This window comes from Sphingobacterium daejeonense (assembly GCF_901472535.1).
In the GTDB taxonomy this organism is placed as follows: domain Bacteria; phylum Bacteroidota; class Bacteroidia; order Sphingobacteriales; family Sphingobacteriaceae; genus Sphingobacterium; species Sphingobacterium daejeonense.
In genome coordinates, this window is record NZ_LR590470.1 from 3,465,542 (window position 1) to 3,488,812 (window position 23,271).

General features: G+C 38.5%; 19 protein-coding genes. 5 read left to right on the forward strand and 14 right to left on the reverse strand.

The genetic code is table 11. The annotated features are described in order from the left end of the window. The first annotated feature begins 20 nt into the window (after positions 1-20). Positions 21-968 (forward strand): lipid A deacylase, encoded by a 948-nt coding sequence (locus FGL31_RS16805; protein ID WP_232046879.1) that lies wholly within the window; start codon positions 21-23, stop codon positions 966-968. Here FGL31_RS16805 and FGL31_RS16810 read toward each other — a convergent pair. Both FGL31_RS16810 and FGL31_RS16815 read right to left on the reverse strand, forming a co-directional pair. Continuing rightward, the gene (locus tag FGL31_RS16810) at positions 965-2,890 is read right to left on the reverse strand and encodes an LTA synthase family protein (protein ID WP_138093143.1); all 1,926 of its coding nucleotides are present in this window, start codon (positions 2,888-2,890) and stop codon (positions 965-967) included. The genes FGL31_RS16805 and FGL31_RS16810 overlap by 4 nt on opposite strands. A gap of 4 nt (positions 2,891-2,894) precedes the next feature. Further along, positions 2,895-4,772, reverse strand: coding sequence for an LTA synthase family protein (locus FGL31_RS16815; RefSeq protein WP_138093146.1), 1,878 nt, complete (start codon positions 4,770-4,772; stop codon positions 2,895-2,897). A gap of 168 nt (positions 4,773-4,940) precedes the next feature. Between FGL31_RS16815 and FGL31_RS16820 the strand changes: the two genes are divergently transcribed. Further along, positions 4,941-7,556 (forward strand): valine--tRNA ligase, encoded by a 2,616-nt coding sequence (locus FGL31_RS16820; RefSeq protein ID WP_138093149.1) that lies wholly within the window; start codon positions 4,941-4,943, stop codon positions 7,554-7,556. A gap of 59 nt (positions 7,557-7,615) precedes the next feature. On the opposite strand, the gene FGL31_RS16825 is transcribed toward FGL31_RS16820, so the two are convergent. Next, positions 7,616-8,089: a PepSY-like domain-containing protein gene (locus tag FGL31_RS16825; RefSeq protein WP_138093152.1), complete on the reverse strand. Its 474-nt coding sequence runs from the start codon at positions 8,087-8,089 to the stop codon at positions 7,616-7,618. Between the two features lie 251 nt (positions 8,090-8,340). Here FGL31_RS16825 and FGL31_RS16830 point away from each other — a divergent pair, with 251 nt between their 5' ends. Next, on the forward strand, positions 8,341-8,979 hold the full coding sequence (locus FGL31_RS16830) for an HdeD family acid-resistance protein (RefSeq protein WP_138093155.1): 639 nt from the start codon (positions 8,341-8,343) through the stop codon (positions 8,977-8,979). A 59-nt stretch (positions 8,980-9,038) separates the two neighbouring features. Here the strand turns inward: FGL31_RS16830 and FGL31_RS16835 are convergent, their stop codons facing one another. The 8 genes from FGL31_RS16835 to folB all read right to left on the reverse strand — a co-directional run bounded on the left by FGL31_RS16835 (position 9,039) and on the right by folB (position 18,115). Further along, positions 9,039-12,107, reverse strand: a complete 3,069-nt coding sequence (locus FGL31_RS16835; protein WP_138093158.1) for an efflux RND transporter permease subunit — start codon at positions 12,105-12,107, stop codon at positions 9,039-9,041. A gap of 11 nt (positions 12,108-12,118) precedes the next feature. Then, entirely contained in the window at positions 12,119-13,174 is a 1,056-nt protein-coding gene (locus FGL31_RS16840; protein WP_138093161.1) for an efflux RND transporter periplasmic adaptor subunit, read from the reverse strand. A 5-nt stretch (positions 13,175-13,179) separates the two neighbouring features. Continuing rightward, positions 13,180-13,371: a hypothetical protein gene (locus FGL31_RS16845; RefSeq protein ID WP_138093164.1), complete on the reverse strand. Its 192-nt coding sequence runs from the start codon at positions 13,369-13,371 to the stop codon at positions 13,180-13,182. Between the two features lie 16 nt (positions 13,372-13,387). Next, positions 13,388-14,542: a TolC family protein gene (locus tag FGL31_RS16850; RefSeq protein ID WP_138093167.1), complete on the reverse strand. Its 1,155-nt coding sequence runs from the start codon at positions 14,540-14,542 to the stop codon at positions 13,388-13,390. Between the two features lie 33 nt (positions 14,543-14,575). Then, entirely contained in the window at positions 14,576-14,971 is a 396-nt protein-coding gene (locus tag FGL31_RS16855) for a TetR-like C-terminal domain-containing protein (protein WP_232046880.1), read from the reverse strand. After that, positions 14,955-15,206, reverse strand: a complete 252-nt coding sequence (locus tag FGL31_RS16860; RefSeq protein ID WP_171017719.1) for a TetR/AcrR family transcriptional regulator — start codon at positions 15,204-15,206, stop codon at positions 14,955-14,957. The genes FGL31_RS16855 and FGL31_RS16860 overlap by 17 nt, the downstream gene beginning before the upstream one ends. A gap of 1,802 nt (positions 15,207-17,008) precedes the next feature. Next, positions 17,009-17,452, reverse strand: coding sequence for an Hsp20/alpha crystallin family protein (locus FGL31_RS16865; protein WP_138093176.1), 444 nt, complete (start codon positions 17,450-17,452; stop codon positions 17,009-17,011). 294 nt (positions 17,453-17,746) lie between these two features. Then, entirely contained in the window at positions 17,747-18,115 is a 369-nt protein-coding gene (gene folB, locus FGL31_RS16870) for a dihydroneopterin aldolase (RefSeq protein ID WP_138093179.1), read from the reverse strand. Positions 18,116-18,192: 77 nt separating this feature from the next. Between folB and FGL31_RS16875 the strand changes: the two genes are divergently transcribed. Then, complete coding sequence (locus FGL31_RS16875; protein WP_138093182.1) at positions 18,193-18,924, forward strand: 3-keto-disaccharide hydrolase; 732 nt, start codon at positions 18,193-18,195, stop codon at positions 18,922-18,924. A 102-nt stretch (positions 18,925-19,026) separates the two neighbouring features. Here the strand turns inward: FGL31_RS16875 and FGL31_RS16880 are convergent, their stop codons facing one another. The 3 genes from FGL31_RS16880 to FGL31_RS16890 all read right to left on the reverse strand — a co-directional run bounded on the left by FGL31_RS16880 (position 19,027) and on the right by FGL31_RS16890 (position 22,322). After that, positions 19,027-20,538, reverse strand: coding sequence for a carbon-nitrogen hydrolase family protein (locus tag FGL31_RS16880; protein WP_099371657.1), 1,512 nt, complete (start codon positions 20,536-20,538; stop codon positions 19,027-19,029). Positions 20,539-20,849: 311 nt separating this feature from the next. Then, positions 20,850-21,167, reverse strand: coding sequence for a DUF3467 domain-containing protein (locus tag FGL31_RS16885; protein WP_138093185.1), 318 nt, complete (start codon positions 21,165-21,167; stop codon positions 20,850-20,852). A gap of 24 nt (positions 21,168-21,191) precedes the next feature. Further along, the gene (locus FGL31_RS16890) at positions 21,192-22,322 is read right to left on the reverse strand and encodes a M42 family metallopeptidase (RefSeq protein WP_138093188.1); all 1,131 of its coding nucleotides are present in this window, start codon (positions 22,320-22,322) and stop codon (positions 21,192-21,194) included. Positions 22,323-22,415: 93 nt separating this feature from the next. Here FGL31_RS16890 and lgt point away from each other — a divergent pair, with 93 nt between their 5' ends. Further along, on the forward strand, positions 22,416-23,243 hold the full coding sequence (gene lgt / locus FGL31_RS16895) for a prolipoprotein diacylglyceryl transferase (protein WP_138093191.1): 828 nt from the start codon (positions 22,416-22,418) through the stop codon (positions 23,241-23,243). Positions 23,244-23,271 lie beyond the last annotated feature (28 nt).

The window sequence follows — 23,271 nt, forward strand, 5'->3', positions numbered from 1 at the left end:
CATTTATTACCTGTACCAGTATGGCACAAAAAATCGGATTGGGCGTAGATTTCTTTGGATATGCAGATAACCGTGAATATGGAGCTCAATACACCATTCCAAAAACTTTCTTTGGAGCGACCATTTCTCCAAACCTCTATTTTCAACTAGAAGACAATCATCGTATCTATGGTGGTATTCATTTCAACCAAGAGTTTGGAAAACATGCCGAGAACAAAAGCCGTATAAACCCCATTGCATACTACAACTATAAAACCGACAAATTCGACTTTGCTTTAGGATTCATCCCAAGATTTGACAGATTAAAAGATATTCCCAGAATGGTATTGGCAGATACGTTAATGTATGACCGACCTAATATAGAAGGAATGTATTTTAATTACAATAACGGAATAGTTCAACAAGCGGTATTCATCGATTGGATGAGTAAACAGGGACCAACTAAAAGAGAACAATTTGTGGCAGGAATATCAGGAAAATACACCATTGGAAACTTCTTTGTGCGCAACGATGGACTGCTGTATCATAATGCTTTAACAAGTAACGACAGTATTGATGAACATATCCAAGACAATGCAGTTATAATGGTTAGAGTAGGAGTCGATCTGAGCCATAAAACATTCTTGGATTCCTTGACAATCGATGCTGGAGGAGCAGTTGGATTTGACCGTGTAAGATCAGTTTATGATATGCAACAAACTGCTGGATTTATTTCCAATATTCATCTCGGTTATAAAAGGTTCTTCCTTGCCAATACTCTTTATTTAGGTGAAGCAATGAACCTTCCTAATGGCGATTCTTTTTACCATCGGGACAGCTATGATCGGTTGGATCTTGGCTGGATTCCTTTTAAATCTGATAAAATTGAAGGAAAATTCACTGCCTCTTTCCACTTCTCCCCCGGTCAGATCGATAATCAGCAAATGTTTACTTTAAAATATAACTTTGGCAGGAATTTGATCGATTAATCCGCAACCAACTTGTTATGGATCATCCGATTATTGTATTGTTGCATAAAAGCTTCCAAATCCTTTAATAGAGAATCTTGTACTAATGGTGACTTCCCTTTGAGGTCATTATTCAAAAATTTATCTTCCTTAAGGTTGTATAAAGAAGTGATCTCTTGGTTACCATAGGTCATAAAATAATCCCCCTTGAAAAAATTGTAGATATTGCCAATATTACTGACAACAAAATTGTTTCTGTCTGGGGAGAATGCATCAAATCCAAATGAAAAATATGGCTTATCATAGTGAAGATAATTTAACACAGTAGGCATAATATCAATTTGCTGAACTAATTTGTCAGACACGCCTTTTAATTCTCCGCCCGGATAATAAAATACGATAGGGATCGCAAATGAATTCGGCATGGTATTGTATTCCTTAAAATGGCTCATGCTGGCATGGTCAGCACAAATCACAAATAAGGTATTCTGATACCAGGGACTTTTGGATGCCGTTTCAAAAAACCTCTTTAATGCATAATCCGCATAGCCTAGAGGTTCATGAAGTGGCAAGGTGCCTTTAGGAAATTTGCCTGCAAACTGTTCAGGAACTTTAAATGGATGATGCGAGGAAAGAGAAAAAAAACTTGAGAAGAAAGGTTCTTTCATTTGATCCATTTCCTTGGCCATATATTGCATAAATGGCTCATCCCAAATCCCCCACATCCCATCAAAATCAGAATCATTATTGTACTCGTTTTTACCATAGTAATTTTGAATCCCTGCCAATTGCATATAAGCTGAAAATCCCATGCTACCATTCGGAGCACCATGGAAAAAGGAAGTTTCATATCCCTCATCAGCCAATAATTTCGCTAGACTTGTCGTCTTATTCCCTGAATAAATCGATAGAACAAATGGTTCGCCAATCGAGGGAACCCCAGTGATAACGGAGGGTAAGGCATCAATCGATTTCCGACCATTTGCGTATGACCGGGTAAAAGTATAGGATTGTTGAATTAGTGAATCTAAAAATGGCGTGTACCCTTTATAAGATCCATTATCCAATTCTTTATTAAAAAAACCAATGTGTTCCTTACCGAAACTCTCAAGTATCAAAACAACAACATTTAATTTCTTGAATGCTGAAGAATCTTTTGGCTGATGAATGACTGGATAAATCTTATTCAATTCCTCTTCAGAATAGAAATGTTGCTCCTTAAGAGTAACAGCTTTTAATGTCTTAAGTATTGAAAATGGAGTATTGAGAACAATATTCATTTCCTCTGGAGATTTCACATAATCGCCGGCATTGCTCAATGTAATTGGTCTAGTACTATGAGCCCAGCCACCTCTTACACCACCAACAAATAAAAATGCTACTAATAATAACAATCCTAAATGAACGGAATAAAATTTCCAATTGATAACAACCGGACGTTCAACACTTATTAAATCATAAAGTTTGATTATTCCCCATACAATAACACCAAATAACAAGATGAGGTACCAATATTCCAATCCAAAATCCAGGAATAATCTCATCATATTTTCTTCATTTGAAAACTGACTGAAAACTGTTCCAGTGGTTCTTTTGAGCGTAAATGGATAATATGCAAAATCAACGAGGTTCAGGGCAACACCAATACTATTAGTGATTACAAAAACCCATTTTTTCACCTGAGAATATTTTGGACTATATTTAAAAGGAACAGGTATCGACTCAAGGAGGATATATAATATATTAATATATAGAAGGGCAACGATGTCAAATTTAACACCTCCTGCCAACATGAATAGCAGTTCCCCGACAGCAACTTGTGGAAATTGTGAAGCATTGAAACCATAAAATCCAAGCCTCAAAAAAGTATATAGCAATAGCATCAATCCCAAACGAATTGCCATTGCCAGATATGGCCCAAACCACCCTTTTAGCTTAATCATTACTTTAGTATTTCATAAAATCTTCATTTACCTCTTGGTAATAAGCTTTGGCAATATTTAATAGACTATCTGCCTTAGCTTGAGGATATTTTTCATTGGACACAAAATTAACCCTATTTCCAACACGGTCATAGGATATTACCTCTTCCGGCGTAACTATTCCAAACGCATCTTTGGAATTGTAGAAAGCAACCTCAGGCATACTATGGTTAAATAGATCCCGACTCCAGATATAACGGTCCGAAGGTAGATTCAATTGCTTCAACAGAGTCTTCGCCAGATCAGTCTGATTCCCAATATGATGTATTTTCTTGCCCCTATATTCCTCTTTTATGACATCACCAAAGAATAATAAAGGAATATGAAAACGTTGCGGCATATTAATATCCCATTTCTCAGCAGGTAATCGATGACCATGGTCTGCAACAAGAATAAAAAGGGTGTTTTTATACCATGCCTTTGTCTTGGCAATCTCTATAAAATCATGAATCGATTGATCTGTATAATAAGCTGTACTCTTAAACTTATTTATATTATTTTCTTTACCAAATTTATATTCTTTAAGTTCAAAGGGCTCATGGTTCACCAAAGTGAACATACTGCTGAAAAAGGGACCTTCTGCTTTATCTAAATCCTCTAGCATTCTTTCAAGTACAATATGGTCATAAATTCCCCACGAAGTCTTTGGTAATAAAGGGTTAAAGTTCATAATATCAACAACATGCTCAACCCCATGGGTCAACATATAGGATTTCATATTATAAAACTCGCTCTGACCACCGTGATAGAAAGAGGTTTTGTAGCCGGCCTTAAAAAACTCCTGACCAATAGCAGGCATGTTTTCATGTTTGTCAATATATTTGATAATACTTTCAGGCCCTTGTGCCGGGAATCCACTGAACAATCCTACCAATCCTTTGTCAGAACGGTCTGAAGCAGAATATATCTGATCAAAAAAGACACCTTCTCGTATCAGCTCTTCAAAATGAGGCGTTATCCCCCTTTCACCTCCCATAGATTCGATTAAATCGCCCACAAAACTCTCCAAAACAAATACTACAACATTCGGACGGGTAGTCTTAAGGATATTATAGGACGAATCAGGATTCTCAATAAAGGCTGATTTCAATAGCGCTCTTGCTTCAGCATCTGTGGCAAAATATTTATACGGAGAACGCATCCTTTGATTTCGAGTAAAATATTCCCGCATCAAAGAATAATGAGTATTTACCGCAGCATGATTATAAAAGGTATTTGACGAAAAATAGGCTTTACTAGGATTCAATGGTGCTCGACCAAAACCTCCACGAATAAACCCAAATAATATAAATCCGCCAACAAAAAAATGAATCGCTAATTTCCAAACAGGTAGTTTTTTTGGAAAAACGACTTGGTTAAAGATCTTCAAGAATAACCAATAAGAACCAGCAGTTAATAGCACAATACCTAAAACAGGTATTAAGATTGGAGTTGATTCAGCTGAAGCAGCAGCTCCAGAAGCATCCTCTGCAATAGCATCAAGGGCACGTTTCGAAATCTTATCTCCCCATTCCCTATAAATATTTACATTAGAAAAAGTAATAATCTGGAAGATTATAATGAGAATAAAATTATAGCACTTGAAGAGTTTTCGCTTTAAAATTTCATTATCATAATAATTCAGAACCAAATAGCTTAAAAATGGAAGAACGCAAATATAGGATACGAGCGAAAAATCCAAGGGAAGACCATGGAAATATATTCTCAAGATATCTTTGAGATTAGAAAAATTTACTTTGTCTGAAAAGGAAATAAGGAAAATAAATCGATCTATGAAGCTCATCAACAGCCAAAAGGCGAAGTATAGAAAGAAGCCTCTTAAATCTTTGACAACAGTCTTCATGTCATAAAAAATTCAACCGCCAAATTTACATTAATTGCAGATAGGAAACAGTTAATTAACATTAAATTTTCATTTAAGAAACATCTAATATTTATTTGGCGTTAACTGATGGGAAATACCCCTATAAATCCGTATTTTTGTACTCCTTTTACAATATTGAGATAAAAAATGAGCATAGCAAAAACGTACAGTCCGAAAGAAGCTGAAGAGAAATGGTATTCATATTGGATGGACAATGGATTTTTCCGTTCGGTTCCAGATGAACGTGAACCTTATACTATTGTAATGCCACCTCCGAACGTCACTGGCGTGCTTCATATGGGCCACATGTTAAATAACACCATTCAAGATGTGCTGATCCGCCGTGCTCGTATGCAAGGTAAAAATGCTTGTTGGGTACCAGGAACTGACCATGCATCAATTGCTACTGAAGCTAAGGTCGTGGCGATGTTGAAGGAAAAAGGAATCGAAAAAACTTCAATCTCGCGTGAAGAGTTCTTGGAGTATGCCTGGGAATGGAAAGAAAAATATGGTGGAATTATCCTCAAACAATTGGAAAAATTGGGCGCATCCTGCGATTGGGAAAGAACAAAATTCACTATGGATCCCGACCTTTCCGAAGCAGTAATTGATACGTTCATTAAATTCTACAACGAAGGTTATATCTACCGTGGTATCCGCATGGTTAACTGGGATCCCGAAGGTAAAACTGCCCTATCAGATGAAGAAGTAATACGTAAAGAAGTAAATCAAAAACTATATTACGTAAGATATAAAATCAAAGATTCAGACGAGTATGTGATTATTGCTACTACCCGACCTGAAACTATTATGGCCGATACTGCCATATGTATCAACCCATTGGATGATCGTTATAAGCATCTGCAAGGAAAATCGGTATTGGTACCTTTAATCAACAGGGAAATTCCAATTATTCAAGATGAATATGTTGAGATGGAATTTGGTACTGGCTGTTTGAAAGTTACTCCTGCTCACGATTTGAATGACTATGAGCTAGGTCAAAAACATAATCTGGAGGTGATTGATATCCTGAATGATAATGGAACATTAAATGAAAAAGCTCAGATATTAGTTGGTGAAGATCGTTTCATTGCACGTAAGAAAATCGCTAACCTCCTTGAAGAAGCTGGTCAGATCGAAAAAATCGAAGACTACAAATCTCAAGTTGGATTCTCGGAACGTACAAATGCAGCAATTGAACCTAAACTATCAATGCAATGGTTCTTGAAAATGGACAAGCTTTCAAAACCTGCATTGGAATATGTTGAGGATGGAACTATTAAGTTGATACCGGATAAGTTCTTCGCTTCTTATAAGCACTGGATGGAGAATGTCAAAGATTGGTGTATCTCACGTCAATTATGGTGGGGACAGAGAATCCCAGCTTGGTACAACGAGAAGAATGAATGGGTAATTGCCAAAACTGAAGCTGAAGCTATTGCTGAACTTGAAAAACAAGGTAAATCTACAAATGGCATTCGCCAAGAAGACGACGTATTGGACACTTGGTTCTCATCAGGGTTATGGCCGATGTCGGTTTTTGATGGTGTAAGAAACCCAGAAAACCCTGATTTCAAATATTACTACCCTACCAATGATCTAGTGACTGCACCAGAGATTCTTTTCTTCTGGGTTGCAAGGATGATCATTATGGGGCATGATTATACCCATAAACCACCTTTCAGAAACGTATACCTAACTGGAATTGTACGCGATAAATTAGGCCGCAAAATGTCTAAGTCGCTAGGAAACTCGCCGGACCCAATTGAACTAATGGAACAATATGGAACAGATGGTGTTCGTGTCGGAATGTTGTTGTCATCACCAGCAGGAAATGACCTGATGTTTGATGTTTCTTATTGTGAGCAAGGAAGAAATTTCGCCAATAAAATCTGGAATGCCTTCCGTTTAGTAAAAGGTTGGGAAGTAACTGAAAATCCAGCTACAGAATCTCAAAAGTTGGCAGCAAAATGGTTCGAAAGTAAATTCAACCAAGCATTGGTGGAAATAGAAGAACATTTTGCTAATTATAGATTATCTGATGCCTTGATGGCAACATATAAATTGATTTGGGATGATTTCTGCTCTTGGTATTTGGAACTGGTTAAACCTGCTTACCAAGCACCTATTGAAAAAGAAACTCTAGAAACTGTTAAAGCGTTATTTCAAAAAGTTCTGAAATTAGCACATCCATTTATGCCATTTATCACTGAAGAATTATGGCATGATGAAATCTTCGGAACACGATCTGAAAAAGACTGTATTATCGTAGCTGAATTCCCTTCAATCGAAAAATTCGATGAAAGCTTGATCAAAGAATTTGCTACCGTTCAACAGATCATCTCCGAAGTAAGGAACATCAGAAATTCTAAAGGAATTTCTCCAAAAGTGGCTCTTCCTCTAGCTATCAATGCTACAAATATTGACTATAGCAAATATCAAGAAAGCATTGTAAAGCTTGCAAACATTGAAGAATTAACGTTTGTCAAAGAGAAAGTTTCTGGAGCTGTAAGTTTCTTGGCTGGAAAAGATGAATGTTATATCGCATTGGAAAACAATATAGATGTGGATGCAGAAAAAGAACGTATCAGCAAGGAAATAGAATATCTAAAAGGCTTCTTATCATCAGTAGACAAAAAACTGTCTAATGAAAGATTTGTTCAGAATGCCAAACCTGAAATCGTAGAAAACGAAAAAAACAAAAAGGCAGATGCTGAAGCAAAAATTCAGATCCTTCAAGAAAGCTTAGTTAGTCTAGGCTAATCAGAAATATAAAAAAATCCCTCAAGTAAATTTACTTGAGGGATTTTTTTATAGACATATTATTTGTCAACTCTCAGGAATTTGCCGTTAAGGTCAAATACCAGATCAACATCATTTTTAAGCTCCACAGACATATCATCAATATCCTTGTCGATTGATTTGATAGCCTGCCCAGCATAATTTGCCTTTATATATTCCTGAACCTGAAGAGGAAGTACAACCATTGGAATCTCAACATTTCCTTCTGTACTTATTTCTCTCCATTCTCCATCTTTGTCAAAATCTATTTCTGTTTTATCTGAAAGATCAACATCAAATACAGTCCCATCAGTTACAGGGCTTTGTTTGTTCTCCACATGTAAAATAGTTGCATTAGGAAAGTGTGTTTCGATAAATTGCTTCGCAGTATGTGGCAATATATCTGCTGGATTATTAGCAGGTATAGGACCATCACTAGACCCCTCAGCTATGCCACCAGTAGGATTGTTATCAATGTTTTCTGCTTGCTTGTTTGGGTTATTGCAGGCAAACAATAATGTGACTGCACCAACTAGTAATAATTTTTTTCATGTTTACTCCTTTTTTAATATAAACAGTATAAAAAGAGTTTTGTTTTGTTAACTGACAATTAACATCATTTCCAAAAGAGATAAATCAAACTACTCATTCAAAGCATGCTTACCCTCTATACAGTTTTGATAACTTCAAAAACTTATTGAAATCACAATTGTTATACATGAACTAACTCGCTGTCTATTAAATATATAACCCTAAACTTATAATCATGGAAAATTTCATCAAAACCATCCGAACCGCAGTAAAACAATGGTATTTACCATTAATAGTTGGAATAATTCTTATTGCATTAGGATTTTATGTATTATCAACTCCACTCACTTCTTACCTTGCTCTATCTTTTGTATTTAGCATATCATTCTTATTTTCCGGAGTTATGGAGATTATTTTCGCCTTCAATAATAAAAATGAAATTGATGGATGGGGATGGTATCTCGCTGGTGGAATTTTAAACACCCTATTTGGTTTGATATTGCTCAGCAATCCTGCCGTTTCTTTGGCAACATTGCCATTTGTAATCGGATTTTTTGTTATGTTCAAATCTGTTCAGTACTTGTCATTATCATTACACTTAAAACAATACGGAATAAAAAGCTGGGGCTGGATTCTCGTCTTTGCAATACTTGGAATAATTTTCAGCTTTGTGCTTATTTGGAATCCGGTATTTGCAGGATTGACCATTGTGATTTGGACAGGAATGTCAATTATTTCAGCTGGCTTTGCCTCTTGTATCTTGGCATTCCAATTGAAAAAATTAAAAAACATCTCTTCAAAAACACCAGAAGACTGGAAAAGAAAATATGAAGAATTAAAACAGGAACACGACAGGTATAAATCAGAATTTTAAATACAATAGCAATTAGGAAAGGCTGCAGATATTAGATATCATGCAGCCTTTCTCCCTTTTTATGCCTTTTCAGAAATTATTTCCTCTTCTATCTTGGGTGGTATTAATTTATAAACTACCGGTGTGACGATTCTTGACAATAAAGTTGAACTTATCAAACCTCCTATCATTACGATAGCCAAAGGTGATATCAAAGGATTTGATGACCAGGCAATAGGCATCAATCCCCCAATAGCAGTCAGTGTAGTCAGGATAATAGGCAGAAACCTAATCTCACCGGCCTTCTCGATGGCCTCATTCAATCCCATCCCCTCTCTTCTCAATTGATTGGTAAAATCAACCAATAAGATCGTATTCTTAACTTCAATACCTGCCAATGCAACAATCCCAATGGTTGCTACAAAAGACAGTGTATTTCCTGTTATCAACAAAGCTAAAACTGCTCCTACAATACCCAATGGAATAACAGATAAAACAATTAGCGTACTCTTGAAAGTCTTAAATTCCAAAATCAGCACTGCTATGAACATAAAAACAGTGATCATAATAATAGTTCCAAAACCACCAAATGCCATCTCTCTACTTTCAACCTCTCCGCCCATCTCGTAATTATATCCATCGGGAAACGGAAACTCCTCCATCTGTTCAATCACTGAGTTAATGACTTCGTCATTACCATAACCTTTCTTCACAAAGGAATTTACAGAAACTGTTCTGATTTTATCCTGGTGATAGATATTCGATGGAGATTCTTCAAATTCCAAGTTGGCTAATTGTGTCAATGGAATGGATGTTCCTGCAACATTGTCCACAAAAATACCTTCTAAGGTCGCCAAAGTAGCATCCCCATCTTTTGGAACACTGACCAAAATATCATAATCATTATCATCAGAATTAGGATCTGAATAAGTACCAACGCTATATCCTGAAAGTGCTACCCGAATAGTCTGATCAATAGAAGATGTGGGTACACCCAAGGCCATTGCCTTTTCTCTATTGATATTCACCTTGATATCTGTCTTATTGTTCTTAATAGGATTATTTACATATTCGGTGCCTTCAGTACGTTTTAAGATATCTTCGATCCTATAAGAAAGACTCTGCAGGCTATCTAGATTGTCTCCTAAGATTTTCACTTCAACAGGTGATATAATAGGAACTCCTTGTTCAAAATCTCTGACTTCAACCTTGGCCCCTAAATATGGTGTCCATTTTTTCCTAAGATCTTCAATCAAGGCAATCTTTTCCTTGGACTTTACATCATCATGCAACTGTACGAAGATATCAGCATAAGATACATCTTCCCTAGCCTGCTGCATATTATAGTACACTCTAGGATTTCCTTTTCCAACGTTGGAAGTATAATATTTTACATCAGGCAATTGCTTCAATTCTTTTTCAATAGCCTTTGTCACACTATCTGTAGTCTCTATATTGGACTGTAACGCAGCATTGATATGAATCATAAATTGAGGCTTTTCGGATGGCGGAAACAAACTGAAACCCACAGCAGGAATCAGAGCCAACGAGGCTAAGAATATTGCCAAAGCAATCAATACTGTACGGCCGGGATGTTTAAGAGCTTTATCCAAGAAAACACCATACGACTTATGAATAATACGCTGCATTCCGCGAAGAATTGCATTTCCACCTTCACGTTCATGTGGCTTTAAAAGCTTGCTGGACAAAAACGGAACCACCAGCAAAGCTATAAACATCGAACCTATGACCGAAGATATAACGGCAATCGGCATACTTCGGATAAATTCACCAGCCATTTCGGGCATAAATACCAAAGGCAAAAAGGCAATGACCAATGTCACTGTACATCCCAAAACCGCCAACGCTATCTGCTCAGTACCTTTAATAGCTGCTTCAAACTTACTATACCCTTCACGCATCCAACGCTCAATATTCTCAACAACGACGATACTATCATCCACAACAAGGCCTAAGGCTACAACAAAACCAACAATGCTCAATTGGTTCAGCGAATAACCAAAGGAGTTCATCGCAATGACACCAATACCCAAAGAAAGTGGAATAGCAATCATAACGACCAATGATGCACGGGTACCTAATGGCAATAAAGTAATCAACACCAGCAAGATGGCAATTCCAAAATCTACACCCAAGCCTCCCAATCGCTTATTCACGTTCTGCGCCTGATCAAAATTCAAGACCAAATCAATATTCTCAGGTAGACCAGCTTTAAACTCATCAATAACTTTTAGGTATTCTTTTTGGGTATCTGAAATATTCATCCCTTCTTTTTGGGCAGCATTGATCAGAATACTCTGGAAACCATTCAATCTCGTGATATGTGTATTGGTACCAAAAGCTGGATAAACCGTAGCAACATCTTTCAACAGTATATTTTTGCCCTCCGAACTGGCAATGATCGTATTTTTAATATCTTCAATGCTCTGATAATTTCCTGAGCTCTTCACACTGAAAGATTGCGACCCGGCATTTACACTGCCAGCAGGAATATTTTGGTTTTCACTTTGAACGGATTGAATAATTCTATTCATGGTTATACCCAATTCCGCCAGTTTAGCTTGATTAAGGTCGATTTTAATTTGTTGATCCGGAAGACCTGAAATTTCTACTTCCTTCAATGCTTTAATTTTTTCAAGATCCTGTTTCAGTTCATCAGCAAACTTTTTCATGGTCGATTGAGAAGCACTCTCTGAAATCAGAGCCATCTGGACCACACTAACATTGGTAGGGTCGATCTTCAGTACCTCCATACTGTAGATATTGTCTGGAAGTTCAGACCTGCCAGCATTCAATTCCCGAACTAGCTCTTGATATTTATTGTCGTAGTCCTGACCATATTCAAACTCCACAAAGAAAAATGCAACACTATTGTTGATAGTCGTTTCAATCTTTTTAATATTGTCTAGGGCATAGAACCTGGCTTCCAAAGGCTTGACCACCAATTGTTCCATATCTTTGGGACTTGTTCCCGGATGGACGACCAGAACCGGAAAGGTAACCCCCTTCATGTCGGGATCCTCCGCTCGTGGCATCGTCAAAATTGAGGAAACGGCAACTACCATAATCATCAAAACCATGATCAAGGTAAATTGATAGTTCTTAATAGGATATCTAATTAAGCTCATGAGTTCTGAAATTATTTTTTGATTACGATTGGTGCTCCATTAACTAAGTATGGGCTCCCAGAAATTATTAATGATTGTGCATTCTCCAAACCAGACTCAACTAAAACATCATCGTTCTCTATGCTTGCAACCTTCACTTTTTGCTTTTTGGCAGTCTTTCCATCTTCCGTTATAAAAACATAACCCTCCCTACCATTGCCATCCAATAAGGAAGAGAATGGAATTCGCCAAAAGTTTCCTGACCGGGTAGTTGAAGGAATAATGATGGATTTGCCGAAAATACCTGAGGCCAATTTAAAACTAGGCTTCTGCTTTAATTCCAAGAATATGGCAAAGGTTCCTGACTGTGGGTCAAGGCCTTCAGATTTCTTAGATACAACAGCTTCCAAGGTATCGGTAGGCATAGCATCTGTGCTGATCTTGGCACGGTCGCCGACTTTTATTTGGGTCCATTGCTGATCCCCAACACCTACTTTTAGCATCCATTTGGCATTACCTGCGCCGTTTACTTGCAGCACAGGGGTTCCAGGTCCTACAACCTGACCCTCATTCGCAAGCTTCGCCAAAACATAGCCCGAAACTGGAGAGATAATATTCGAATATTGCTGATTGAAACTGACCGATTTTAAATCCTGCTGGGCAACATCCAAAGCGGTCTTTGCATTTTGCATCTGCTCCAAAGTAGCAACACTGTCACGATACAGTTTATTGGCCCTTTCATAATCCCTTCTTGCCTTCTCAACCGCCAGTTTAGCCTGACCAGCTTTGGCATCCACTTCTGAACTCAATACAGAAGCCAAGACCTGCCCTTTGCGAACTGCATCCCCTTCCTTAACCGTGATTCGTGAAATAACTCCGCCGTTCTTAAAACTCAGCATGGTCTCATCATCAGTCGTAAATACACCCGTAGCTTCTATTTGTGCCCCACCAGACCCCTGATCAATAGGCATCAATTTAACTGGAATAGTATCTTGAATAGCAAGTTCTGTTTTTCGCTCCGATTGCTGGCATCCAACCAATGAAATTGCCGATCCAGCTAATAGTAATGTTATAAATCCTAACTTCATGATGATTATTTTAAAGGGTATGATGCATTTTCTCGTTCTAGTTTTGCCATCGCTGATAAAAGTTTATATGCTGCTATGTTATTGGCCATTTGCGAATTGGTATATTGTGACCTAGCGTCTATTGTTTCGATATAGGTGTTGACCCCTTCGTTAAAGCCCCGCAAGATCAATCTTTGATAAGTGGCAGCAGCTTCCATCTGCACCTTTGAGCTTTCATAGTTTTTTTTGCATTGCTACTAGCTCATTCTTCGCAACCTCCGCTGATAACGCCAACTGTTGCTTCGCTTGATCTATCTTGTTCTGAGCTTCAGCAACTGCAATCTGGTTTTCTTGGATTTTCAACCGGTTCCTGTTCCCTTGAAAAATTGGGAAACTCAATTGTGCGCCGACCATATAATATTGAGAATTACTATTGATCTTCAACCCCTCAGCTTGCGAACCAAGATCCAAAAAAGCACTTAACTTAGGGACAAACGCCTGTTTGCTCATCTCAACCATAGATTCCTGAATAGCTTTATTTCCCTCCAATGATTTTATTTCCTCCCGCCCATCAATATTTACCGACATGTCCGAACCTTCCAACTCATTAGCCCTTTCCTTGCCCGATTCATACACAATCTCAGCATCACCAGCACGATTCAACAATGAATTGAAATAGTATTTCGCATTTTTGATCTGTTGCTCCGCCTCGGCAATTTTTGATTCATGTTGAGCTATTTCCGCCTCAGCACGGATTACATAGGCTGGCAACCCTTTCCCAGCCTCCAATAGCTTTTCATTAACCCTTTTGCCCTCCTTGGCCAAAGTCAACGCATTTTCATAAATCTCTTTAGATTGAACAGCACTCAAATAATTGAAATATGCAATCTTGATATCTTTGACAAGCTCCCTCTTATATGTTTCGGTTTCAACCTTTGTCAACTCAACCATTTTCTCCCGAACAACTTTATTATGTTTTATATCCGTGTTGATAATCGGAACGGAAGTTCTGATTTTAGCATCATAATAATTCTTTGGCAAGAAGTTGATCTGTTCGTTACTGATCTGTGGGAAATTATTGCTCTGTGTCAACTGGTTCAATGTGGCATATACAGGATTCAGCATATCGCCGATCGGCAAGTCGATCGAACGACCACCATCAGCATGTGAATAAGTCAAGTCAAATGTAATCTGAGGCAGGTACATGCTCTTGGCAACCTCTAGCCCATTCATGGCCTTTTTCATTGAAAGATCCTTCTGAATTAAAACCAAGTTACTGTCCAAACCTTGTTTGACATACCGATCCAAAGCATGCTCTTGTCCAATGGTTAATCCATTAAATCCAAATATAAGGGCACAAACTACAGTTATTGTTTTTATTATTTTCATTCTTAACAGTGTTAAGTTATCGTACAAAAAAATCTACTTAGATCTTGCTATCATTTCCACAAATACCTGAAACGAAGCATAGACCATTTCCTCCATGGTATCATTTCTTTCAAAAACATCCTTGATACAGTCCAAATGCTCCGTAACATGCAAAGAGACCAGCCCATGAACTGCACCCCAAGCTTGAATTGCGACTGCTATAGAATCCATATCCTTAAAGTATCCCATTTCCTGACATTCAACAATGGTTTTACGTAGAAATTCAATCACATACTGCCCTTCTATCCAAGCTGCATTTTCTTCTTTCGAGGTCAGGAATGACAAAGGTTCTTTCATCATAAACATAACTTGGTAGTATTCAGGATTTGACAAAGCAAAGTGAATATAAATCTTACCCAATGCCTTCAATCTTTCAAAAGCATTCTCCACGGCCATCAATGGGAAAAAATCTATCTCTCAAAATCCCAAATCCAACCTGATGGAGTGCATAGACTATATCACTTTTGTCTTTATAGTATAGGTAAATGGTCGTCGGGCTGAACCCAATCTCCTTGGCAATCTTCCTAATCGAAGTTGCTTCATAGCCCTCTTGAACAAAAAGCTTCTTGGCAGCCTCCAAAATTAAAGTCCTTAAATCTTCCTTATGTTTTAACTTCTTTTCCAATTGATTAATATTTTACAAAACAAAACTACTTAACAGTGTTAAGTTTTTCGTAATTATTTTTTTTAAAGACATTTTGATGACAAATACATTGCCATGCTACCCCAGAGGGGGTGTAACTATTAAGGTGGCAGGTTCAGACACCTGCCACGGCGGCCTAACCCCATCGGGGTGTAACTATTCTAGCGGGAACACCTGCCACGGCGCCAGAGCTAAAGCTCGAGAATGACAGCCGCCTTTCTTTTAAACTGGCGATTTTTGGGAAAATGGGGTTGCGGCTCGCCGCAACCCCATTTTCCCAAAAATCGCAATCCTCCCACGACATGCGTAACAAAAGTTGAGCGCGGCTTCTGCTCCGCTCCGCCACCGCTGCGATTTGTCAGACTGTGATTTGAAGCCATGGTTGGTGTTCCCAGGAACCTGAGCCTTTCCATTTCTTATGTCTTATGTCTAATGTCTTATGTCTAGTCTAGTCTAGTCTAGTCTAGTTTCCTTCCTATCTCCGTCCTCCCTCCTTCCACTCTCGTTCGTCTCTTGTTCGGACTTCCTTCGGACCTCGTTCGGAGCTGCTTCGGAATACACCCGAACAAGGTCCGAACAAGGTCCGAACGAAAGAGGACTGAGAGTGGAACGAGAGTGGAAGGAGAGTGGAACGAAACACAAGTAAGAGACTTTGCGCTAGCAGTTGGTTGAGACACCAGCCATGGCGTTCTTAGCCCAAGTCAGGCCAGCACGCATAGCCACCGCGCAAGACCTGCGCTAGCAATGCTAAAGATGGTCGCTGGGCGTAGCCGAAGCGTGCGCTAGCGTTGCTGAAGATGGTTGGTGTGGACACCAACCATGGCGTATGTGATGCCGCATGGCGTTCAATTGAATTTCAAAGCTACCAATAGAATTTTCAAGGCCGATGTCCGCTCATTTTCAGTGGCGGCAGGATGGATAAAATGCCGCGGCATTTGTGCAAGGGGATTGCCCTTGGATGCTTTCAAGCAATTATCTCCTCCAAAGAGATAATTGATTAGAACGGCATCCTCGGCAATAAGGCATTTTGTCCATGCGCGTTGGAATTGTGCGACAAGCCACCTTAAATGAGCAAGCGTTTTGGTTACTTTTGCGCCTCAAAAGTAACTGCACCCTGCCATGGAATGGTAAAGAATTTGGGTTGTTAGCTCAAGTCAGGCCAGCGCGCATAGCCACCGCGCAAGACTTGCGCTAGCAATGCTAAAGATGGTCGCTGGGCGTAGTCGAAGCGTGCGCTGGCGTTGCTGATGATGGTTGGTGTGGACACCAACCATGGCGTATGTGATGCCGCATGGCGTTCAATTGAATTTCAAAGCTACCAATAGAATTTCCAAAGCAGATGTCCGCTCATTTTCAGTGGCGGAAGAATGGATAAAATGCCGCGGCATTTGTGCGTGGGGCTTGCCCTTCGACTCCGCTCAGGGACCACCCTTGGATGCTTTCAAGCAATTATCTCCTCCAAAGAGATAATTGATTAGAACGGCATCCTCGGCAATAAGGCATTTTGTCCATGCGCGTTGGAATTGTGCGACAAGCCACCTTAAATGAGCAAGCGTTTTGGTTACTTTTGCGCCTCAAAAGTAACTGCACCCTGCCATGGAATGGTAAAGAATTTGGGTTGTTAGCCCAAGTCAGGCCAGCGCGCATAGCCACCACGCAAGACTTGCGCTAGCAATGCTAAAGATGGTCGCTGGGCGTAGTCGAAGCGTGCGCTGGCCAGAAAAAGAGCATAAAAAAAGGGCAGCATTAAAATGCTGCCCTAATCAACTAACCACAACTAAACTTTACTTCACCTCAATTAGTCTCTTTGCTACGATTGCTTCTTCTTTCTTGCCGATCTTGATATCAAGCACGCCATTTTCATAGCTGGCGTCAATGCTTGAATAATCAACTACTTCAGGTAGTGTGAATGATCTTGAGAATGAAGTGTAGCTAAATTCTTTTTTGCTGTGTACCTTGCCCTCTTCTACTTTTTCTTCTTGTTTTTCTACAGAAATATTGATGATATTCTTATCTACGTTAATTTTAAAATCAGATTTCTGTAAGCCAGGAGCTGCTACTTCAATATTGAATGCCTCTGGGGATTCAGTGATATTTACTGCAGGAACGCGCGTTACCAAACGGTCCGAAATAAATGAGTCATTGAATAAATTGTCGAATACATTGTTAACAAATGGATTCACTGCATCAGTGTTGTAAGATTTTCCTGGTAATTTGATTAATGCCATGTTTAATTCCTCCTTATTTTTTTAATTCTTTAATTTCTTTTTTGATATATGATCCTATATTCAACTAACGTACCAAGGACGAATTTGATTATTTTCAAGACAATTTGTCTTATCAAAAACAAAAGAACAGACATAATGACTTAAAAAACAAAGAAAAGCGTTGAAATCTTTGATTAATAATCCTCAAAACCAGCTTTTGGTTTAGAATGATTAACGATAAGATCACTTTTTTCGGCAACAATTCTTTTGTAAAAAATAGCTAACCGCAACAATTTTGATTTCGGATTTTATCTTTTATTCTCGGATATAAGAAAGAGAGACTACGGATTTTGCAACATCTCCACCGAATGGCGGATTGATTTTACGGATAGCGACTTCAATCTGCTGTACATATGAATACTCTTCGACGATTCTATTGAGGATATCTTCCGCGGCAGATTCCAATAATTTGCGTCGGGGGCTCATGACTTCTACCAAAATAGCATATAACTCTTCGTAATTGACTGTATTTTCCAAGTTCTCCGAGTCAGGATTTTGAAAGGGAAAGCTAACAGAGACACTGACATAAAACTCGTTTCCTAAGACTTGTTCTTCTTCATAGAATCCAATCGGTGAGTAAAATCGAACATCTTCCAATGAAATTTTCTGAGTTATACGAGCCATTATTGAGAAAGTTTTATGTTTTGCTTATTAAAAATAATGTTTTTTCTTATATTAACCATAACAAATGCTTAAACCTTATGTTAAAACACTCTTTATTAATAGCATTACTTGCGGGCGTATCATATGCAAGTGCTCAGACCCAGTTTAAACCTGAAGACACTGAGTTTTACGAACCTGTTCCACGGGTTGTTACTACCAAGGCAAATGCTGCTCCATCGGATGCCATTGTATTGTTTGATGGAAAGAATCTTTCGGAATGGGTAAGTGAAAAAGATGGTCGCCCAGCACAATGGACCATTACAGACAATGTCTTAACCGTAAAACCAGGTTCCGGAGGAATAAAAACCAACAAACAATTTGAGGATTTCCAATTGCACGTTGAATGGCGTAGCCCAGAAAAAATCAAAGGCGAAGGTCAAGGGCGCGGAAATTCAGGGATATTCCTACAAGGGCTGTATGAATTGCAGGTCTTGGACAATGACGACAACAAGACATACACCAACGGACAAGCTGGAAGTTTATACAAGCAGAGCCCACCATTGGTTGAAGCTAGAAAACCTGAAAGCGGATGGCATACTTATGATGTAATCTACACAGCACCGCGATTCAACAAAGATGGCCAACTGATCAAAAGAGCCTTAGTAACCGTACTTCATAATGGAGTAGTGGTTCAAAACAATACCGAATTACAAGGAACCACAGAGTATATTGGATTGCCTAAGATGAAAGCTCATGGACCGGGTCCAATTTCATTGCAAGACCATGGTGATCTAGTATCTTATAGAAATATCTGGATCAGGGAATTATAGAAAAATTTTCATATAATCATTAAAAGAGAAGGCGTACAATTATTTGTACGCCTTCTCTTTTATAGGCTGAAAAGCCCCAATAATATAACTTTTGAAAAAGGTTTATTTGAGCAATTTTACCTCATACAAATCTTTACGACGGTCTCTCAATAGTTTTACAGTACCATACTCATGTAGGTCTCTCAGTGCGTAAAGGTCCACGTCAGCAATCAGCACCATCTCCGTATTTGGGGTGGCTTCAGCCTTGATCGCATTATTTGGAAATGCGAAGTCAGAAGGTGTAAATACTGCAGACTGTGAATATTGAATATCCATATTGTTAACTCTCGGTAAGTTACCCACAGAACCCGCGATCGCAACGTAACATTCATTTTCAATGGCTCTCGCTTGAGCACAAGACCTTACACGGATATATCCATTCTGTGTATCGGTCATAAAAGGAACAAAAAGAATCTGCATCCCTTGATCAGCCAATATCCTGCTCAGTTCAGGGAATTCAACGTCATAACATATCAACAAGCCAACCTTACCACAGTCGGTATCAAAAACCTTTACTTCAGAACCGCCAACCAAACCATAATACTTCATTTCATTTGGCGTAATATGGATTTTCTTATAGGAATCTAAACTACCATTCCGGTGACATAAGTAGGTAATGTTATATAATTTACCACGCTCCATGATCGGCATGGATCCAGCAATGATATTGACATTGTAAGAAACCGCGAATTGCTGGATTCTTTCGACAATTTCCTTGGTATGTTCGGCAAGTTTTTCCATGGCCAAACGTTCAGGGAGCTCATTGTATGGACTCATCAAAGGAGAGTTGAAGAATTCTGGGAACATGATAAAATCCGTACCATAATCACTCACGGTATCCACGAAGAATTCAATCTGATCGTAGAATTCTTCCAGATCTTTGAACAGACGCATCTGCCATTGTACCAATCCCAAACGGATGGTCTGTTTGGATGCTGAATTGGAAGGTGCATCTGGTTCGTAATAAATGTTGTTCCATTCCAATAAGGTCGCTACCTCCATGGATTCGGCATCTTCAGGAAGATAGTTCTTCAAGATTTTCTTAACGTGGAAATCATTGGAGAGCTGAAATGTCAAGGTTGGATCGTAGATTTCCTTTCTTTTCACCTTTTCAATATAGGTCCTTGGGGTCATTGAATCCGAATAGTTGTGGTAATTAGGGATACGTCCCCCAGCCAGGATACGTTGCAAGTTCATCTGTTCGCACAGCTCCTTGCGTTGATCATATAGACGGCGACCTAAGCGCAATGACCTGAAATCAGGGTGTACGAAGACTTCGATACCGTATAAGGTATCCCCTTCGGAATCATGTTTATCAAATTTACCATCATCGATGATGGCATAGTACTTATCGTAAATATTTGTTTTTCGGGAATTCAGGATAATGGATAAAGCACATGCTACCACTTTTCCGTTCACCTCAACTGCTATTTGTCCCTCAGGGAAGATGTCGATCAAATCAGTAATGTTTTCTTTGGTCCAAGGGTCACCTACCAATCCATGATAGGCTTGTTCCATAGACTTCTTTAGATCCTTATAATCTTTCTTACTAAGGTTTCTTATTTTAATATCCATTTTTTAACTCAGCTTGAATTGCCAGAATCGGCAATGTTTATCCATTAATCAAATCCCATTCCAATTTTCAGTGTAAAATTCTTAATCTTTTATAATGAATAAGTTAGGGAAAGCATTTATTTTTCGCTTTAATCAATATTGTACTTAATCTCAATCACGTAGAATTAATTGATAATTACAAAAATTGCAAAATCTAAAAAGAAATCAAATTTAAGGGATTCGAATAATTTATCAATATTACCACCAAATCAGCCGACACAAAACAAAAAAAGCTGCCTGTGGCAGCTTTTATAAAGCTATATGAAATAAAATTAAGCTTCTCCTTTAGGAGTGCCGAAATTCAGGGGATAAGGCATATCCTTAGGTTGGATAGTACCATTCGCTCCTTCGAAACGGCTGATGTTTTCTTGCAATGCTTTCATTAGTTGTTTAGCATGCTCAGGGGTCAAGATCACTCTTGATTTTACTTTTGCTTTTGGCACTCCTGGCATGATACGAACGAAATCCACAACAAATTCAGTGTTTGAATGTGTTATAATTGCAAGGTTGGAGTAAACTCCTTCTGCTGTTTCTTCGGTCAATTCAATGCTTAATTCTTGTCCTTCTTGATTTAAATTTCCGTTTTCCATCTCAAATTTTATCAGTTGGTTTTATTATTTACTAAATGATCTGAAATCTTGGTCCTTTTTGATGTCCAAGACCATTTCATAGATCAATCTTATTACGTTATCTACATCATCCTTATGGATCATCTCCACTGTGGTGTGCATATACCTCAAAGGTAAGGAAATCAAAGCAGATGGCACACCCCCATTTGAATATGCAAATGCATCGGTGTCTGTTCCTGTCCATCGCGAAGATGCTTGCCTTTGGATTGGGATATTATTTTTCTGAGCGACTTCGATCAATTGCTTGTTGAGGTTGATCTGAACAGCAGGTGCATATGATACTACAGGACCTTTACCGCAAGCCAGATCGCCCTGAGTGATTTTGTTGATCATCGGAGTATTTGTATCATGCGTTACATCTGTAACGATTGCTATGTTCGGTTTAATATAATCCGCGATCATTTCTGCTCCCCTCAACCCTATTTCTTCCTGTACAGAATTCACTATGTACAGTCCGAAAGGCAATTTTTTCTTGTTTTCCTTCAATAATCTGGCAACTTCCGCAATCATAAATCCTCCGGCTCTGTTATCTAAAGCACGGCCAACATAGTAGCGATTGTTTAAGATCATAAATTCATCCTCATAGGTAATCACACAGCCTACATGGATTCCCAATTCTTCAACTTCTTCCTTGGAGGTGCAACCGCAATCCAAGAAAATATTCTTTAGGTTTGGACTTTCTTCTTTCTCACCAGAACGTGTATGGATAGCCGGCCATCCAAAAACAGCTTTTACTATTCCCTTGTCTGTATGGATATTCACTCTTTTTGATGGTGCAATCTGATGATCAGAACCACCATTGCGGATTACATAAATCAATCCGTCTTTTGAGATATAGTTTACAAACCAAGAAATTTCGTCGGCATGTGCTTCAATTACTACTTTATAAGTTGCTTTAGGATTTATAATACCTACCGCAGTTCCATAGTTATCGATATAGGTTTCGTCAACATACGGTTTTAAATAATCCAACCACAATCTTTGTCCGCTCCACTCAAAACCTGTTGGGGATGGGTTATTGATATATTTTTCGAAAAAAGCTAATGAATCCGCTGTCACTACAGATGGTTTTTTCGGTTCTTCTTCTGGTAATGTTTTAATTGTTTTTTTAGCCATAGCTCTGAATTAATTCTCGCAAATTAAGTATTTCCGTAATTTTCGCAAAAATAAAATCCGAAACCTTATCTTTACAAGACATTTTATTACTGTATGATCGATATTTTAAGTTTTATTACATGGGGACCAGAACCTGAGATTTTCAAAATAGGTTCATTTGGTGTCCGTTGGTATTCATTATGCTGGTTATTGGCTTTTGTAGTTTCTTATTTCTTAATGCTCAAAATATTTAAGAGGGAAGGCAAATCTCAAGAGTTATTGGATAAATTAACAATCTATATTTTTATAGGAACATTGGTCGGCGCTCGATTGGGTCATTGTTTCTTCTATGATTGGGAATATTACAGGGAACACTTTATAGAAATCTTTATTCCTTTCCAAAAGATAAATGGTGAATGGCAATTGACAGGATTCACTGGACTTGCCAGTCATGGTGGTGCTTTGGGGATATTGACCGCATTATGGTTATTCTCTAGAAATACAAAGACTAATTTTATGTGGATCACCGATCGCTTGATTTTAGTTGTACCTATTGCTGGAGCATTTATTCGTTTGGGGAACTTCTTTAATTCGGAGATGATCGGAAACCCTACAGATTTACCTTGGGCAGTTGTATTTACCCATATTGATCAAATCCCGAGACATCCGGCTCAAATGTACGAAGCCATCGCCTATGTCATATTATTTTTCATCCTATGGGCCATGTATCAGAAAAACAAGGATCCAAAACCAGGAAAACTATTTGGTATTTTCCTGATCGGTCTATTCGGCGCAAGATTTATCATAGAGTACGTTAAGATAGATCAAGTTGCATTCGAAGCTGGTATGTTGCTGAATATGGGTCAAATACTGAGTATACCATTTATTCTGGCGGGAATTTTCTTGCTACTCAGAAAACCAAAAGAGATTAAAAAAGCTTAATATATAAGCCCTACCTTTTGGTAGGGCT